Genomic DNA, 14,563 nt, shown 5'->3' on the forward strand with positions numbered 1-14,563 from the left:
TCATGGCGCTCCGGTGACACCTTCCGTTGGCTGGCTCTGGCTCAACTCGCGGGTCAGCGGCGCGAGTGACCGCCAGTCCCGGTCGGCGATGCGGACTTCGGTGGCTTCCCACCCCCGGGCCGTCCGGGTCATTTTGAACGTGGCATCCACCTGTGCCTCGACGATGGCATCCCCGGATGAAAAGCCGGGCAGCACGCGCCGGATGCGAATGCGGTCGCGTTCGTAGCGTCCGCCCAGGGCGCGCTGAAGCGCCTGCTGGGCCTCGCGCGCCGAAAGCTGCTGACCGGCAGCCAGCCCGGCCGCAAAGGCGGCCGCAAAACCACTGCCGACGGCGACCGCCAGGAAGGTGACTTTCCAGAAGCGTTGGTTCATCGTTTCTCCGTTTCCACGGCGGCCGTTTTCGTGGGTGTGGCGGCTGCACCGGTGTATTCAGCCATGGCCTTGCCCAGGTCGTCGCCGGCGGCCACTCCGGCCGTACGGGCGGTGTTGAGATGGTTGGCCACGAAACTGAACACGAGCACCCGCCCGTTGGCGGCCGTGACGTAACCGGCCAGCGCGCTCACATCATCGAGCGTGCCGGTCTTGGCGCGCAGATTGTCGGCGGCGCGCGTCCCCTTCATGCGGCTGCGCAGCGTGCCGTCCACACCGGCAACGGGCAGCGAATCGTAAAACACATCCCAGGTTGGATGTTTGCGCATGAAGCGGAGCAGGGCCGTCAGTGCACCCGGCGTCAGGTTGTCGAGCCGCGACAGCCCCGAACCGTCGCGGATTTTCAGTTCGGCCACCGCAACCCCGGCGCGGGCGAGAAATTCCGCCACGACTTCACAGCCGGCCACATCGGCATCCTTGTCCGGCGTGCCGCGTGTCTTTCCCAGATGGCGCAACAGGAGTTCAGCGTAGAGGTTGGAGCTGATTTTGTTGGTCGTCCGCACCCAGAGCGCCAGCGGCGGCGACTCGATGAAAGCCACTTCCCGGAGCGTCTCCAGCGCCAGCGGCTGCCGCTGCCGCAGGTTGGCGTCAGCGCGCCGGATGCCACCCCGCACGACGATTCCCCGGCGCACGAGCAGGTCCCGGAACAGGTGTGCGGCAAAGCGGGCCGGGTCGTGAACGGCCACGCCGAGTTCGCGTCCCCCGTTGGGCGGCAGTGCGCCGTACAGTTCGATGACGTTGTCGGCCAGACCGCGGTGCAGCCCAAAGGTGTCGGTTTCCTTGCCGGCGGCCGTCACGGCTTCGTTGCGCAGGGTGATGTAATCCGTCGCCGGCGTACAGGTGACGGCCACCTTTTCTCCGGGGCGCGTCGGTGCCACCGTCAGCGTCACGTGGTTGTCGGCAACGGACAGCGCACTGACTTCCGCGCCGTAGTACCACTGCAAGTCATCCCAGCCCCAGCCGTCGCCGAGCGGCGCAGCGCGGAAGTAGCTTTCATCGCCGACGACATCGCCAGTGATTTCCCGGATGCCGGCCGCCGCCACCCGGTCGGCAAGCTGTTCGAGTGGCGTCAGGCGGGTGTCTTTTTTGTCGGTGTTGTAGCGGTCGGAAATGGTTGGATCGCCGCGGCCGACGAGTGTCAGATCGCCGGTGACGACGCCGTTGGCATCCGGCGGCGGCATATAGACCGAAGTGCGTACGCGGAAGTCCGGCCCCAGCACACCGAGCGCCGCGGCCGTGGTGACGAGCTTCATGTTCGAGGCCGGTAAAAACCGCTTCTCGCCGGCGACATCGGCCAGAACTTCGCCCGTTTCAGCATCTTCGATGTGGATGCCGAGGCGTGCCCCCTGCAATGCCGGACGGGCGGCCAACTGCTCCACAAACGCCTGAAGTGCTCCCGCCGGCAGTGGCTTGCCTGGCGATGTCAACGGGGCCGAAGGTGGCTGCGGGTTGCCTTTCGGTGATGATTTCGGCGCCGCTTTCTGTACCGGGCGGGCGGCTGGCCGACCGGCCCGCTGCGCCTCGACCACCGGGACGGCCGCCCAGAGCAGTCCGGCCGCGAGCGCCAGCCTGACGGCCGCCTTCAACCACGATGCCGGGCAGGATGCCGGGTACGGTTGCTGAAGCATGTTCAGTCTTCACAAGGTGTTCAAGGTGGCGCCCGGCGGCTTCTTTTGGACAGCCTCTGGCGCCTGAGATGGCCCACCTTAGCATGGCAGGCGAAAAGCTTTCGACCGGCAAAGTTTCCGTTGCAGTCAGCCCTACCATGAGCGAAGTTGGAAGGGAAACGTCCCGCTGATTCCCGACACGATGACCCACTGACCTTCTGTCAGCCCGTCCATCGGCTGCTGATTCCAATGGCCAACCAATACGCACCGCAGGCTTGTTCTGTACCGCTCGTGACATCGCGGGCCGACTTCTGGCGTGCCGTCCTCGAACTGATGAAACCGCTCACCTGGTTTGCGCCGATGTGGGCGTTCCTGTGCGGAGCCATCAGCAGCGGGGCCGCGCCGACGGGTGAGTTTCTGTGGAACCTGTTTCTGGGGGCCATTCTGGCCGGGCCGCTGATGTGTTCGATGTCGCAGGTGATGAATGACTACTGCGACCGGGAAGTGGACCGCATCAACGAGCCGCAGCGGCCGTTTCCTTCCGGGCGGATTACAGAATCGCAGGGGCTTTGGCTGTGTACGGGGCTGACCCTGGGCTCTTTCGGGCTGGCCTGGATTGTCGGGGCGTGGCCGGTGCTGCTCATCACCATTGCGGCTTTTGTGATGTCGCTGCTGTACAGCGCGCCGCCGGTGCGTGGCAAACGCAATGGCTGGTTCGGCAACGGGCTGGTGAGTTTTGCCTACGAAGGTGTGGCGTGGGCGACGGGCTGCCTGGCGGTTTCCGGGGCCTTTCCGCCAGCGAGCATTGCCGGGGCCGTGCTCTACAGCATCGGGGCCCACGGCATCATGACGCTCAACGACTTCAAAAGCGTGCCGGGCGACACGGCGCTGGGCATTCGTTCCGTGCCGGTACAGCTCGGCATTCCACGCGCGGCGCGGGTGGCCTGCTACGTCATGAACATTCCGCAACTGCTGTGTGTGGGACTGCTGGCCTGGTACGGGGAATGGCTGTGGGCGGCCGTCCTGATGGGGCTGCTTGTGGCCCAGATACCCCTTCAGGTCAAGCTCGTCCGGGACCCGGAGGCGCGCGCCCCCTGGTACAACGCCACCGGGACGACGCTGTATGTGCTGGGCATGATGGCCTATGCCATTGCGATTCGCTGAGCGGCCCGGTTGCCGCAGATGCCCCCTGAACACGCGCGCGGGCGCAGACTTGCACGACACGAGAAGACGGAACGTATGAGAATCATCATCTACACCGGCAAGGGCGGAGTTGGAAAAACCAGTGTTGCGGCGGCAACGGCACTGCTGGCGGCCGAGCGCGGCCTGCGTACGCTGGTGATGAGCACGGACCCGGCCCACAGCCTTTCGGATTCCCTCGACCTTCCGCTTGGCCCCGAACCGGTACGGATTGCCGACCGGCTCGATGCCCTCGAAACCAACGTCTATCAGGATTTGGAGGAAAACTGGGGCGTGGTGCGCGCCCACTTTGCCGAAATCCTCGCCAGCCAGGGGGTGGATGGGGTGCTGGCGGATGAATCCGCCATCCTGCCCGGCATGGAAGAACTGTTCAGCCTGACGCGCATTCGGAAGTACCGGGAAAGCGGTGAGTACGACCTGCTCGTGGTGGATGCCGCGCCCACCGGAGAAACCCTGCGCCTGCTTTCGATGCCGCAAACCTTGAACTGGCTCATCCGGCTCGTGCGCGGGCTGGAAGCCTCGCTTGTACGTCCCATTGTGCGCCCCCTGGCGAATGCCACACCCGGACTGCGGAAGTACATGGCGTCAGAGAAGGTCTTTTCCGAAGTTGATCGCATGTTCCGCAACCTCGAAGTCATGCACGACATTCTGTGTGACGGCACGACAACGACGGTGCGCCTGGTGATGAACGCCGAAAAAATGGCCATCAAGGAGTCCAAGCGGGCACTGACTTACCTTAATCTCTACGGACTGCTTTCCGATGGCATCGTGGTCAACCGGCTTTTGCCGGTCCACGAAAACAGTGGTTTTCTGGAAGGATGGAAGGACGTACAGCAGCGTTACCTGGCGGAGATCGAGGACTCATTTCAGCCGTTGCCAATTCTGCGGGCGCCGATGTACGGTTCGGAAGTCGTCGGTATGGACCGCCTGCGGGTGCTGGCGCACGATCTCTTTGGCGACAGCGACCCGGCCGCGCGGCTCTACGGCGAGCGTCCCTTTGAAATGTGTAAATCCGAGCATGACTGCCGTATCCGCATCCGGCTGCCGTTTCTGGAGCCAGACCGGCTCGAAACCTGGATTGCGGGCGATGAACTCGTCATCCAGATTGGCAACCAGCGGCGGATGGTCGGGCTGCCAACCTCGATGATTGGACTCGAACCCAGTCATGCCGAGTATCAGAACGAATGGTTGAGTATTTGCTTTGAAACCCCGGTCGGGGTTGGCTGAAGCCCGACCGGGGCGGCGTCGTCGCCCTGACGTACCCGACAGGCAGCGCGCCCCGCTGGTTGCCCCGCGTCATCATCCCGGCGCGGGAAATCAGGCGCCTGCCACCACGGCTACGGCGTGTCCGGTTTACGTCCCCAAAGTTCAGCTCACTTCCTTTCCATCCGAACTTCGGAGGACTTGTTGCTATGGGTCAGTTCAAAAAAGTCGTGGACTCCATCGTCGAAATCGGCGAGATCAACCTTGAAGGTCACATCAACCTCGTGGGCGACATTTACCGCGCCATTGCCTACAACTTCGACCGCATTCAGGGACGTATGTTCGACAACCTGTATGACGGCGGCGGGGCCCGGCGCAGTATGGGTGCGTCTCCGGCGGGCAAGACCACGGCTTCCCGCTTCACAGCCGAAGGATAAGTCAGGATGGGAAGTTCGGGTTGAGCGCCGGGAGCCACCCGGTGCGCTGTCTGAACTTCCCTTTCGTTCACCAAGCTCATTGACGCCCCATCGAGGCGGTTTGAGGAGAAACGACGATGGCCAACGTCGCGCTGGAGCTGCCTGTCCCTTACATTGGCAAAAATGTCGAACGGAAACACATCGAGGAGTTTTTCCGCTATCACCGCGAACCGGATGAAGTGGTCATTGCCCTGTTTGACGGGATCATCTTCGATGGTGACGGCAAGCGGGTTGGCGGGCTGACCCTGCACGACTACGTCATTCTGACCGACCGGCACTTCGTTCTCTGGGCGCGTGGCTTGCAGTCGGATGTGCTCGACCGCCTAGATTACCGTGGCGTGAACCTGAACGCCAAACCGGCTGACACCCTGCATGGCGAGTTGGCGCTGGAGTTTACGCCGCCGGCCGTTCCCAAGCCACTGACGGCGCGGGTGGACCTGCTGCCCACCATGGACCTGCCGGCGCTGGGAGAACTGTTTCAACTCACCAAAGCGGTAGTGACGCAGAGCGCCGGACAGCCCGGCGGGAAAGCGCCCACAGAAACATCCAAAGACCAGTCTGCGTCTTCTCAAGGCGACACCCCGGATAGCCTGTCCGGGCAGATTGAGCGCATCCGGGCCATTGTCCAGGAATCCCATGCCAAGCGGGGCGCCACATTCAGGGTGCCGCCACCGGCCCCAGTCGCACGGACCGTCCCGCCCGACGAAACTTCTGCCAAGGCCCCTTCTCTTGATTCCCCCTTCGGCACCGGACGGCCGGTTTCCAGTGCGAGCTATGCCGTCTATCGTGTCGCGCAGGCGGCCAAAGATGCCGTCGGGACGCTTCCCACCGAAGTCGGCAAAACCATCGGGCTGGATGAAACCCTCTCGAAACTGGTGGACCGCATTCCCAAAGTCGAGGACATCGGTCAGATCACGGCGCTCATCGAGGCACTCAACAAGCTGCTTGTCACCGTGAGCGAAAATCCGGCCGCACGGGCGTTCCTGCTTCAGGCCATTGACCGGATGGTGGAACAGGGCAGTCCCCTCAAACAGCTTTTGGCCTTCATCCAGAACGCTGGCAAGCCGGCCGCAAAGCCGGCCAGCCAACCTGTCAGCCAGCCTGTGACCACCCCGGCCGCCGGAGAAGCGGCCGCGGCCACTGTGGCGGCCGCGGCTGGTGGAACCGTTGGAAAAGTCGCCGAAAGCACGACGGGCCCGGTGCCCGGACCGCGCCGGACAGCCGTCAAGGTCAGCTTCGCCACGGACAAGCCAGCCAAACCGGAAGCGGAAGCCTCCCCGGCTCCACCACTTTCCATTGCCTACAAGCCAAACGGGGCAACGGACACCACGCCCGAACTGGCCAACGCCAACTCCTGAGCGCCAGCCGGCACGCCTCGGACAAGCCCGGCTGAACCCTTGCATCGGTGAATGGCTCGGCCCTGTTCCCTGCCGGGAGGCGATCAAGTGACGGACACCATCCGTCATTTTGGCTTGGCGGCTGTGGCATGTGGCGATTAGATTTCCTTTTACGTCGTGACCGCTGGCGCGATCGCGTCGGTCTTGCCCCCAAGCCATCCTGCAAGACGAGGGCACTCGGTCAACATGGCCAGTCAGGTTGCGCTCACGCTTCCCGAAAGCGTCCACACGCGGTCACGTTTATTCGTCCAGTCCAGCACCCGTCAAACTGTCGCGCACCACTTCGGCAGCGCGATTGTCGAAGCCGTTCGTCAGCAGGATTACACCTGCCGGGCCGGCCGCCTCACCCTCCACCTGGCGCGTGAGTTTGGCTTCTGCTACGGCGTGGACGATGCCCTTGAGCTGGCTTACGAGGCACGGCGTCGGTTCCACGACCGAAAGATTTATCTGGCCGGGGAAATCATCCACAATCCGATGGTCAACGGGCAGCTTGCCGCCGTCGGAATTCACCCGCTCGACGGGTTGGCCCACCTCACCCCCCAGGATGTCGTCATCATTCCGGCCTTTGGCTTACCTACCCCGGAGTTGTCCCGGCTGCGCCAGACGGGCTGCACCCTCATTGACACCACGTGCGGTTCGGTCGTTCACGTGTGGAAACGGGTGGAACGCTACGCGCGCGACGGTTTCACCACCGTCATTCACGGGAAATACGACCACGAAGAAACCGCAGCAACCCGCTCGCAGGTACTGGCGGTGCCTGGTGGACGCTATGTTGTCGTCCGTGACCTGTCAGAAGCAGAGCGTCTGGCCGATGTCATCAGTGGACTGCAACCGGTGGACATGTTGCACGACTTCTTCGCCCGGTTCGCCTCGCCCGGCTTTGACCCCCGGCGTGACCTGGAAAAGATCGGTCTGGCCAACCAGACCACCATGCTGGCGAGCGAGTCCCTGGCGATTGCCGAGCGCCTGCGCGCGGCCATGGCCGTACGGTACGGCGAAGATGAAGTGCCGTTCCGTTTCCGGTCCTTCGACACAATTTGCAGCGCCACGCAGGTTCGGCAGGATGCCGTGGCGCAGTTGCTGGCGCACGGCCCCGACCTGATGCTCGTTGTCGGCGGCTACAACAGCAGCAACACCGGCCACCTCTGCGAAATGGCTTCGGCGGTCTGCCCGACCTACCACATTACGGGGGCGGACTGTCTGGTGTCGGCCGAACGCATCCGCCACAAGCCGGCTTTCCAGACCGGTGAAGTTGAGTCCCGACACTGGCTACCTGCCGGCAAGCTCACCATCGGGTTGACCTCCGGCGCCTCCACACCCGACCGCATCCTTGGGGAAGTGATGGCACGGCTCATTGACGTGGCCGGCGAGTCCCTTCCCCCGGAATGGTCTGTTCGGGCCGGCGGAGCGTAAAAACCGCTTACGCGCTACCTGTCGCCACCCGTTGCCTGATCGAGCAGTTCGGCGATGTCAAAGGCTTTGACCCGCTCTTCGTTGTGGGCTTTGAGGCCGTCGGTCAGCATCGTCAGGCAGAAGGGACAGGCGGCCGCGATCATATCGGGCTTGGTTTCGAGCGCCTGGCGCGTCCGTTCGACGTTGACACGCGGGGCCGCTTCTTCCATCCACATGCGCGCACCGCCCGCGCCACAGCACATGCCCTTGTCGCGGGAGCGCTCCATTTCGGTCAGTTTCGTGCCGATTTGGACGAGCACCTGGCGCGGCTCCTCATAGACACCATTCGACCGTCCCAAGTAACAGGAATCGTGATAGACCGCTGTGGCTTCAATCTTCTGCGTGGGCGTGATGCGCCCGTCGGCCACGAGTTTCGACAGGTACTGGCTGTGATGCATGACCTCGAACGTGCCGCCAAACTGTGACCATTCATTCTTGATGGCGTTGAAGCAGTGTGGACAGGACGTGAGCACCGTCTTGAAACGAGGCTTGTAGTTGTTCAGTGTTTCGACGTTTTCCTGAATGAGCATCTGGGCCAGGTACTCATTGCCGGCACGGCGGGCCGGATCGCCGGTACATTTCTCCTCCTTGCCGAGAATGGCAAAGGAAATCCCGGCCTTTTTGAGCAGGCGCGCCACAGACTGGACGACCTTGCGGTAGCGATCATCGTACGACCCGGCGCAACCCACCCAGAACAGCACTTCGACCTGTTTCTGGTCGGCTTCGATCATGGACATCAGTGGTATTTCCAGTCCTTCGGCCCAGTCGGCGCGCCCGTCATGGCTGAAAGCCCACGGCGAGTATTTGTTTTCGAGGTTTGTAAACAGCGTGTTCAGTTCGCTGGGGAAGTCGGCTTCCTGCAGGACGAGGTTGCGGCGCATATCCACAATCGTGGGCACGTGCTCGATGCTGACCGGGCACTCCTGCATGCAGGCCTGGCAGGTCGTACAGGCCCAGAGTTCTTCGGGTGTGATGAACCGTTCGCTGATGATTTTCTGCGCCAGTACGTCTTTGACATGTTCGGGCAGTTCCCCGTTGCCATTGCCGTGGCCGTTGGCCGCAATGCCTTTGGTGAACGTCCCCAGCTTGCCGATGGTCAGCTCGCCCTTTTCCTCGATGCGGTGGCGGATGTCCATCATGATCTTGCGCGGCGACAGTGGCTTGCCCGTGTTGTTGGCCGGACACACGGACGTGCAGCGCCCGCACTCCGTACAGGTGTAGCTGTCAAACAACTGCTTCCAGGTGAGGTGTTCGATGTCCGAAGCGCCGAAGGTTTCGATGTCCTCGGCTTCGAGGTCCATTTTGGGTAGTACGCCTGACGATTGATGTGAGGCGAAAAAGACATTCGGCAGGGAGGCAATGACGTGCAGGTGCTTTGAGAACGGCAGATAGTTGAGAAACACGAAGAGCACGACGGCATGCCCCCACCACGCGGCTTCAAACAGCAGTTCGTTCTGGTTTCCACCCAGGTAAAGTCCGACGACATCCGAAATCGGACGGAAGCCGAAAATGACGCTGTTGGTGGCCGGATGCGTGCCGTTGGCGATGAACATCGTCACCATCAGGGCAATGATCATGAGTAGGATGATGGTGGCATCCAGCCGGCTGGCCGGGGTCATCTCGCGCCCGGAAAACCGCTTGGGCTTGGTGACGTAGCGGCGGAACAGGAAGGTCACAGAAGCGACGAGGACGAGCACGCCAAAGATGTCCTGCAAACAGGTCAGGACGCCATAGCCGGGCAGAAAGTACAGTGAAGCCTGCGGATGGAAGCCTTCCAGCACGACCTCGAAGGAAGCCAGCGTCAGGATGCAGAAGCCCCAGAAGACGGCGACGTGGAGCGCGCCGGCCCACCAGTGGCGCATGATTTTGGTCTGGGCAAACCCGATGACGAGCAGGTCCCAGAGCCGACGGGGCAGATTGTCAAAGCGGTTTTCCGGCTTGCCGACCCGGATGTATTCGATGAGCCGCCAGGCATTGAACAGGAAGTAGCCGACGGCGGCGAAGAACAACACGATGAAGATGGCGTTTTTGATGGTCATGGCGAAAGCGCGCATTCTCCAGTAATGAATGACGGTTCATTCATTCTCCCTGCCACAACCCTGCCCGGCGGGGCGGACCGGGGAGGACCAGCAGGTACGTGGAGGTGAGGTGGAATGTCGGCTGAAGCTGCCTTCAGCCGGTGGAGCGTATCCAGCCTAACACTCTCCGGCTCGGTTGTCTTGTCGAACTGCTGGAAAATTTCCGAAACATCGCCACCCATCACGCCTGCCTGGATTATCTCCGGCTGCAGGTAACACCTCTTTGGGACAAGTGTTTGCTGCCCGATTGTATGTGAGCGGCTTTGCCGACTGAGACGGGTGAACAAAAGCTTCACTTGACGGGCAATGACCCGATACGTATAGTCATCAAACGCCGCAGGGGTTCACAGGTTTCTGATGACGGCCAGGAAAAAGCGTAAATCGCCGGACGGCACACCTACCAACGATCTCGTTTTCAGTGCATACGTCGGCACAAACGACGAGGTATTCCCGTTTGTCCTTTCTCTCTATGTTGAGCCTGGCAGCACTGTCGCTGACGTAACCTATGGGAAGGGGGTTTTCTGGCGAAATGTCCCTCCCGATGCGTACAAGCTCCTGGCGACTGACCTCCAGTCCGGGGTGGACTGTCGAAGCCTCCCATACCAGGATGGGTCTATTGACTGCGTTGTTTTCGACCCACCGTACATGCACACGCCCGGCGGGACAGCGCATGTTGACCATCAAAACTACGAGGGTTACTACAAGAACAATCTCACCAGGTCAGAGAAGAAGTACCACGAGGCAGTCCTTGACCTCTACTTCAAAGCAGCCCGCGAGGCGTGGCGGGTTCTAAGGGAAGGTGGGACTTACGTGGTCAAGTGCCAGGACGAGGTATGTGCCAATCAGCAACGCCTGACCCACGTTGAGATCATCAACGAACTTCAAAGTTATGGCTTTGTTGTGGAAGACCTCTTTGTTGTCGTGCGCAACGGAAGACCGGGGGTAAGCCGCCTGCTGAAGCAGGCTCACGCAAGAAAAAACCACTCCTATTTCCTTGTGTTTCTCAAGCCCAAGGGCCGGAAGCGATGGGCGGGACTCAAGAACCGACTGCAGATCACGACCAACGGTACAGGGAAACCACGGCTGCCCCCTGCTAAGAATGAAGAATTTCCTCTCTTTCACTGAAAAACTCCCCGAACTGTTTGATGGATATCAGGTTCGGGAATTGCTGCATCAGCTTTTGGTATCGGACAGGAATATCAAAGTAGTAGATGCGGTCCATGCGGGCGAGCAAACTCTGATAGACCAGCCATTGGTCAGGCACACATATCTCAACAACTTTCAGGGACCGCGAGTCAAGTTTCGTCTCAGAAAATAGCACCATTATTCCTTGGTACGCATGGCTCCTATAGGCTTCATTGAGAAGCCGCTGGTGCGCCCACGCCTGGACTACCCGCTCCCTGGAAGACATCTTCACCGGCAGGTGCACTTTCTTCCTGCCGATGTCCATCAAAAAGTCCATGGTCATCAGAACATCCCGCCCGTGAACGGGCAATCTGGCGCGCTTTGTCGGATTTACACTTACGGCTCGAGCGAAAAGATGTCCTACGTAGCACTCAAAGAATGTCGCCGGACCTTTTTTGTTCTGGCGGTCAAATATCTCCAGCGCCAGGCATGGTGCAAGCGCCACGGTGTAGGTCAATTGCCCAAACTCCACGGTGGTGATGGTTTCCGCCTGCCACCTCTCCCACAGCCGGGATACGGCGTCAGGACAGAGTAGAAAGAATTCCTTGTTCGCGGGACGTGCGACGATGTTGTCCTTCCTGAAGCTGAAATACTTCTTTTCGGGAACACAGGAGACAAGATTAGTCTGCTGGCATTCGTTTACGAGGAATGTCAGCGACTTGAGCGCAAGCTGCAATATCGCGCATCCAGCAGCGTTGCTCTTCAAATCAACGCGGCACTGCTGCTTTACTTCGCCATAAGCTTCCTTGATCAAATCTTCCGTCATGTCTTTAGAGTCCACGCATCAATTCTGAGAGGGATATATCCAAGGCTTTCGCAATGTTCTCGATATTGCGAAGGGCGAGGTTCCGTTCGCCGCGCTCAATACCGCCAACGTAGGTCCGGTCCAAACCACACTTGGCCGCAAAAGACTCCTGTGAGTAGCCTTTGCTCAAGCGCAACTCCCGGACCCGGGATCCAAACCGAACGAGAATATCCTGCCGACGTTCCATGCTCCGACTCAACCAAAGCTGCTGTCTATAGGGCTACGGACTATAGGTATCAAACCTGCGCACGGGCTGTCCTGCCGGGAACCGCGTCAGGTTTTGGCGGACAGCAGGAGATACAGCCCGCCGCTGCCGAACAACAGGTTCGGCCCCCAGGCCGCCCAGAACAGCGGCAGCAGGCGATAGTAACCGAGTTGCTCAAACAGGTTGACCGTCCCCCAGAACGCCACGGCCAGCCCAATACCGATGGCAATTCCCACCATGGCCCCGCGCCGCCCGACGGTAAGAGCAAAAGGAATGCCAACCAGCACCATGATGAAGCAGGCCAGCGGAGCGGCAATTTTCACCTGAATAGCCCTTTGCAGGTTTTCGACATCCAGCCCCTGCGCGGTGAGTTCCGCCACCTGTTGCTGCAACTGGCCGATACTCATTTTGGCGATGTCCGTCGTGCTTTGCCGGAAGTAATCCGGCGTTTCTGCCAGTTTGAGGCGCAGTTCGCCGATGGGCTGGCGCCGGGTTTCCAGCCCGTCGCCCGAAAACGTCCGGCGCCAGCCATTGGTCAGTACCCACTCTTCGGTTACGGCGTCCCACCGGGCTTTGGCCGCATAGGTACGTGACATCAGCCGGGCCGTCGTGGGATGAAGTTCATACATGCCAAAACTCGTAAACTCGTTGCGCTCGGTGTCGAAGACGGCAAAGTTGAACATCCGGTGGTCGCGCCCGCGAAACCACTTGCGGTTTTTCTGATGGAAGGTCTGCGGCGGCAATGTCCCGCCGCGAATCTGGTAACGCAGGTAATCCTGACGCGGATTCGAGACAGGCAGGACGAGTTCCTGCAGGCCAGCCATCAGCAGCGCAGCCAGCCCGCCACCCAGAAACAGCGGCAGCGACAGCCGGTAAAGGCTCTGCCCGCTGGCATAGAGCACCACGAGCTGGGCGGATTTCGCCAGCAGCCCCAGGGTGACAAGCGTGGCCACCAGCACGGCAAAGGGCAGCATGTAGTTCAGGATTTGGGGCGTCAGAAACAGCAGATAGCCGGCGACAATCCCGAAACCGATGCGGTTCTGGACAATCGGGTTGATGAGTTCAAACAGCGTGAACACGTGGAAGATACCCACCAACCCAAGCAGGACGAGCAGAAAGGCCCCCACGGCCTCACGAAACATCATGCCGTCCACGATCCGGGGAAATCCCAATCGGATGCGGGGCGCCGGGAATGCCGTTGACCTTCCCACAACCAGCCAGTTCGGAAGGTTCGTGTCAGAAGTCCGGCGCCACAGCCGCCGCCCCACATAGAGGATCAGTTCCCAGACCCAACGCCCCCCTCGCCAGAACCAGTTCCAGACCGCCCAGCGCGAGACCCACTGCCCGATGCCACCCGACATCACGCCGGCCAATCCCAGAAACAGCAGGTTGGGCAACCAGACCGCCAGCGCGACGGGCAGTGCGCCACTGCGCGCTGCCCGCTCGCCCCCCAGCATCAGCAGGTAAAAGGCCAGCGCCAGCACGATGCCAATGAACAACCCCCCGGACCGCCCACTCCGCAGGGTCGTCACCCCCAGCGCCACCCCAAAGAGTGCAAATATCAGGCAGGCCGCCGGCAGGGCCATCCGTTTGTGTATCTCCGTCGCCACGGCCCGCGCCTGAGCCGGGCCGTTGGGCTTGAAACGCCACAGGTCGGGAAAGGCAAGCAACTCCGGCCCCGGCGGCGGGGCCTGCAGGTCAGGATTGCCCTCTTCCTTGCCAAGCGCAAAACTGGCCGTCAGGCTGCCCGAAGCATTCACGAAGTAGCTTGTCATCTCGTCCGGCTGCCGCGATTCCTGGCCATAGACCCGCGCCTTTTCCAGCCGCAGCTCACTGTCCTGCAACGTCCTGCCGACGATGATCTGCCCGGACTCGGCCGAGTAGATTTTGGGTTCCTCGTTCGGCTGGGCAGAAGTCTCGGCAATGAAAATCCGCTGCCACTTCCCCTCCCCGTCGCTCCGGTCAACGTAGAGAATCTTGCCTGGCAGGTCTTCGGTGAACGTGCCGGGCTTGATGTAGGTCTCGATACTGCGCAGCAACAGCTCGGAGCGCGTTTTCTTGAGTTGGCTGAGGGAGTTGACGGCCGTCGGCAGCAGATACAAGGTGTTGTAGCCGGTGATGCATGTCACGACGATGCCGACCAGCAGCGTCGGACGCAACAGCGCCCAGCGTCCCACTCCGCCCGCCTGCAGGGCCACGATTTCACGGTCGCCGGACAACCGTCCCATGGCCATCGTGACGCCCACCAGAAACGCAACCGGCAGGGTGAAGATGACAATGCCGGGCAGCAGCGACAGAACAAGTTTGATAAGCGGCGTGCTCGACAGACCACGCCGGGCAAAGACGACGAACAGTTCCGAGAAACGTCCGGCCTCGTGAATGAAAATCACCGCCGTCAGCAGAAAAAAGACGGTGGCGACGTAAGGCAGAATTTCACGGATGAGATAGCGGTCGAGAAGCCGCATAGGGCGGGCAGAAAACACAACGGGGCTTCCACTCCGGCGGACGGCCGTGAGCGGAAGCCCC

Annotated in this window: 12 protein-coding genes; 6 read left to right on the top strand and 6 right to left on the bottom strand. The window is 61.3% G+C overall.

All coding sequences use genetic code 11. The annotated features are described in order from the left end of the window. Both J8C05_RS08620 and dacB read right to left on the bottom strand, forming a co-directional pair. The gene (locus J8C05_RS08620) at nt 1-372 is read right to left on the bottom strand and encodes a hypothetical protein (RefSeq protein WP_211421810.1); all 372 of its coding nucleotides are present in this window, start codon (nt 370-372) and stop codon (nt 1-3) included. Then, complete coding sequence (dacB, locus tag J8C05_RS08625; protein ID WP_211421811.1) at nt 369-2,057, bottom strand: D-alanyl-D-alanine carboxypeptidase/D-alanyl-D-alanine endopeptidase; 1,689 nt, start codon at nt 2,055-2,057, stop codon at nt 369-371. The genes J8C05_RS08620 and dacB overlap by 4 nt, the downstream gene beginning before the upstream one ends. Nucleotides 2,058-2,285: 228 nt before the next feature. Here dacB and chlG point away from each other — a divergent pair, with 228 nt between their 5' ends. The 5 genes from chlG to J8C05_RS08650 all read left to right on the top strand — a co-directional run bounded on the left by chlG (nt 2,286) and on the right by J8C05_RS08650 (nt 7,725). Further along, entirely contained in the window at nt 2,286-3,200 is a 915-nt protein-coding gene (chlG, locus tag J8C05_RS08630; protein WP_211421812.1) for a chlorophyll synthase ChlG, read from the top strand. A 75-nt stretch (nt 3,201-3,275) separates the two neighbouring features. Continuing rightward, complete coding sequence (locus J8C05_RS08635; protein ID WP_211421813.1) at nt 3,276-4,463, top strand: ArsA family ATPase; 1,188 nt, start codon at nt 3,276-3,278, stop codon at nt 4,461-4,463. Between the two features lie 185 nt (nt 4,464-4,648). After that, nucleotides 4,649-4,876: a bacteriochlorophyll c-binding family protein gene (locus J8C05_RS08640; RefSeq protein ID WP_014100248.1), complete on the top strand. Its 228-nt coding sequence runs from the start codon at nt 4,649-4,651 to the stop codon at nt 4,874-4,876. A 116-nt stretch (nt 4,877-4,992) separates the two neighbouring features. Beyond that, a complete protein-coding gene (locus J8C05_RS08645) occupies nt 4,993-6,273 on the top strand; it encodes a hypothetical protein (protein WP_211421814.1) in 1,281 nt (426 codons plus the stop codon). Between the two features lie 225 nt (nt 6,274-6,498). Next, a complete protein-coding gene (locus J8C05_RS08650; protein WP_211421815.1) occupies nt 6,499-7,725 on the top strand; it encodes a 4-hydroxy-3-methylbut-2-enyl diphosphate reductase in 1,227 nt (408 codons plus the stop codon). A gap of 14 nt (nt 7,726-7,739) precedes the next feature. Here J8C05_RS08650 and J8C05_RS08655 read toward each other — a convergent pair whose 3' ends face one another. Beyond that, nucleotides 7,740-9,803 carry a (Fe-S)-binding protein gene (locus tag J8C05_RS08655; RefSeq protein WP_211421816.1) on the bottom strand — a complete coding sequence of 688 codons (2,064 nt, stop codon included), beginning with the start codon at nt 9,801-9,803 and terminating at the stop codon, nt 7,740-7,742. Between the two features lie 396 nt (nt 9,804-10,199). Here J8C05_RS08655 and J8C05_RS08660 point away from each other — a divergent pair, with 396 nt between their 5' ends. Next, complete coding sequence (locus tag J8C05_RS08660) at nt 10,200-10,967, top strand: DNA methyltransferase (RefSeq protein ID WP_211421817.1); 768 nt, start codon at nt 10,200-10,202, stop codon at nt 10,965-10,967. Here the strand turns inward: J8C05_RS08660 and J8C05_RS08665 are convergent. The 3 genes from J8C05_RS08665 to J8C05_RS08675 all read right to left on the bottom strand — a co-directional run bounded on the left by J8C05_RS08665 (nt 10,936) and on the right by J8C05_RS08675 (nt 14,520). Continuing rightward, nucleotides 10,936-11,793: a hypothetical protein gene (locus J8C05_RS08665; protein ID WP_211421818.1), complete on the bottom strand. Its 858-nt coding sequence runs from the start codon at nt 11,791-11,793 to the stop codon at nt 10,936-10,938. The genes J8C05_RS08660 and J8C05_RS08665 overlap by 32 nt on opposite strands. Before the next feature lie 4 nt (nt 11,794-11,797). Continuing rightward, on the bottom strand, nt 11,798-12,019 hold the full coding sequence (locus tag J8C05_RS08670; protein WP_211421819.1) for a helix-turn-helix domain-containing protein: 222 nt from the start codon (nt 12,017-12,019) through the stop codon (nt 11,798-11,800). An 86-nt stretch (nt 12,020-12,105) separates the two neighbouring features. Further along, nucleotides 12,106-14,520: an LptF/LptG family permease gene (locus J8C05_RS08675; RefSeq protein ID WP_211421820.1), complete on the bottom strand. Its 2,415-nt coding sequence runs from the start codon at nt 14,518-14,520 to the stop codon at nt 12,106-12,108. Between the last annotated feature and the right edge of the window lie 43 nt (nt 14,521-14,563).

Origin of the sequence: Chloracidobacterium sp. N (genome assembly GCF_018304765.1) — a bacterium.
Lineage (GTDB): Bacteria > Acidobacteriota > Blastocatellia > Chloracidobacteriales > Chloracidobacteriaceae > Chloracidobacterium > Chloracidobacterium aggregatum.

Coding starts and splice junctions, on each gene's coding strand:
- J8C05_RS08660 (WP_211421817.1), top strand. CDS start 10,200: ATGACGGCCAGGAAAAAGCGTAAATCGCCGGACGGCACACCTACCAAC.
- J8C05_RS08635 (WP_211421813.1), top strand. CDS start 3,276: ATGAGAATCATCATCTACACCGGCAAGGGCGGAGTTGGAAAAACCAGT.
- J8C05_RS08655 (WP_211421816.1), bottom strand. CDS start 9,803: ATGACCATCAAAAACGCCATCTTCATCGTGTTGTTCTTCGCCGCCGTC.
- J8C05_RS08645 (WP_211421814.1), top strand. CDS start 4,993: ATGGCCAACGTCGCGCTGGAGCTGCCTGTCCCTTACATTGGCAAAAAT.
- J8C05_RS08640 (WP_014100248.1), top strand. CDS start 4,649: ATGGGTCAGTTCAAAAAAGTCGTGGACTCCATCGTCGAAATCGGCGAG.
- chlG (WP_211421812.1), top strand. CDS start 2,286: ATGGCCAACCAATACGCACCGCAGGCTTGTTCTGTACCGCTCGTGACA.
- J8C05_RS08670 (WP_211421819.1), bottom strand. CDS start 12,019: ATGGAACGTCGGCAGGATATTCTCGTTCGGTTTGGATCCCGGGTCCGG.
- J8C05_RS08665 (WP_211421818.1), bottom strand. CDS start 11,793: ATGACGGAAGATTTGATCAAGGAAGCTTATGGCGAAGTAAAGCAGCAG.
- J8C05_RS08650 (WP_211421815.1), top strand. CDS start 6,499: ATGGCCAGTCAGGTTGCGCTCACGCTTCCCGAAAGCGTCCACACGCGG.
- dacB (WP_211421811.1), bottom strand. CDS start 2,057: ATGCTTCAGCAACCGTACCCGGCATCCTGCCCGGCATCGTGGTTGAAG.
- J8C05_RS08620 (WP_211421810.1), bottom strand. CDS start 372: ATGAACCAACGCTTCTGGAAAGTCACCTTCCTGGCGGTCGCCGTCGGC.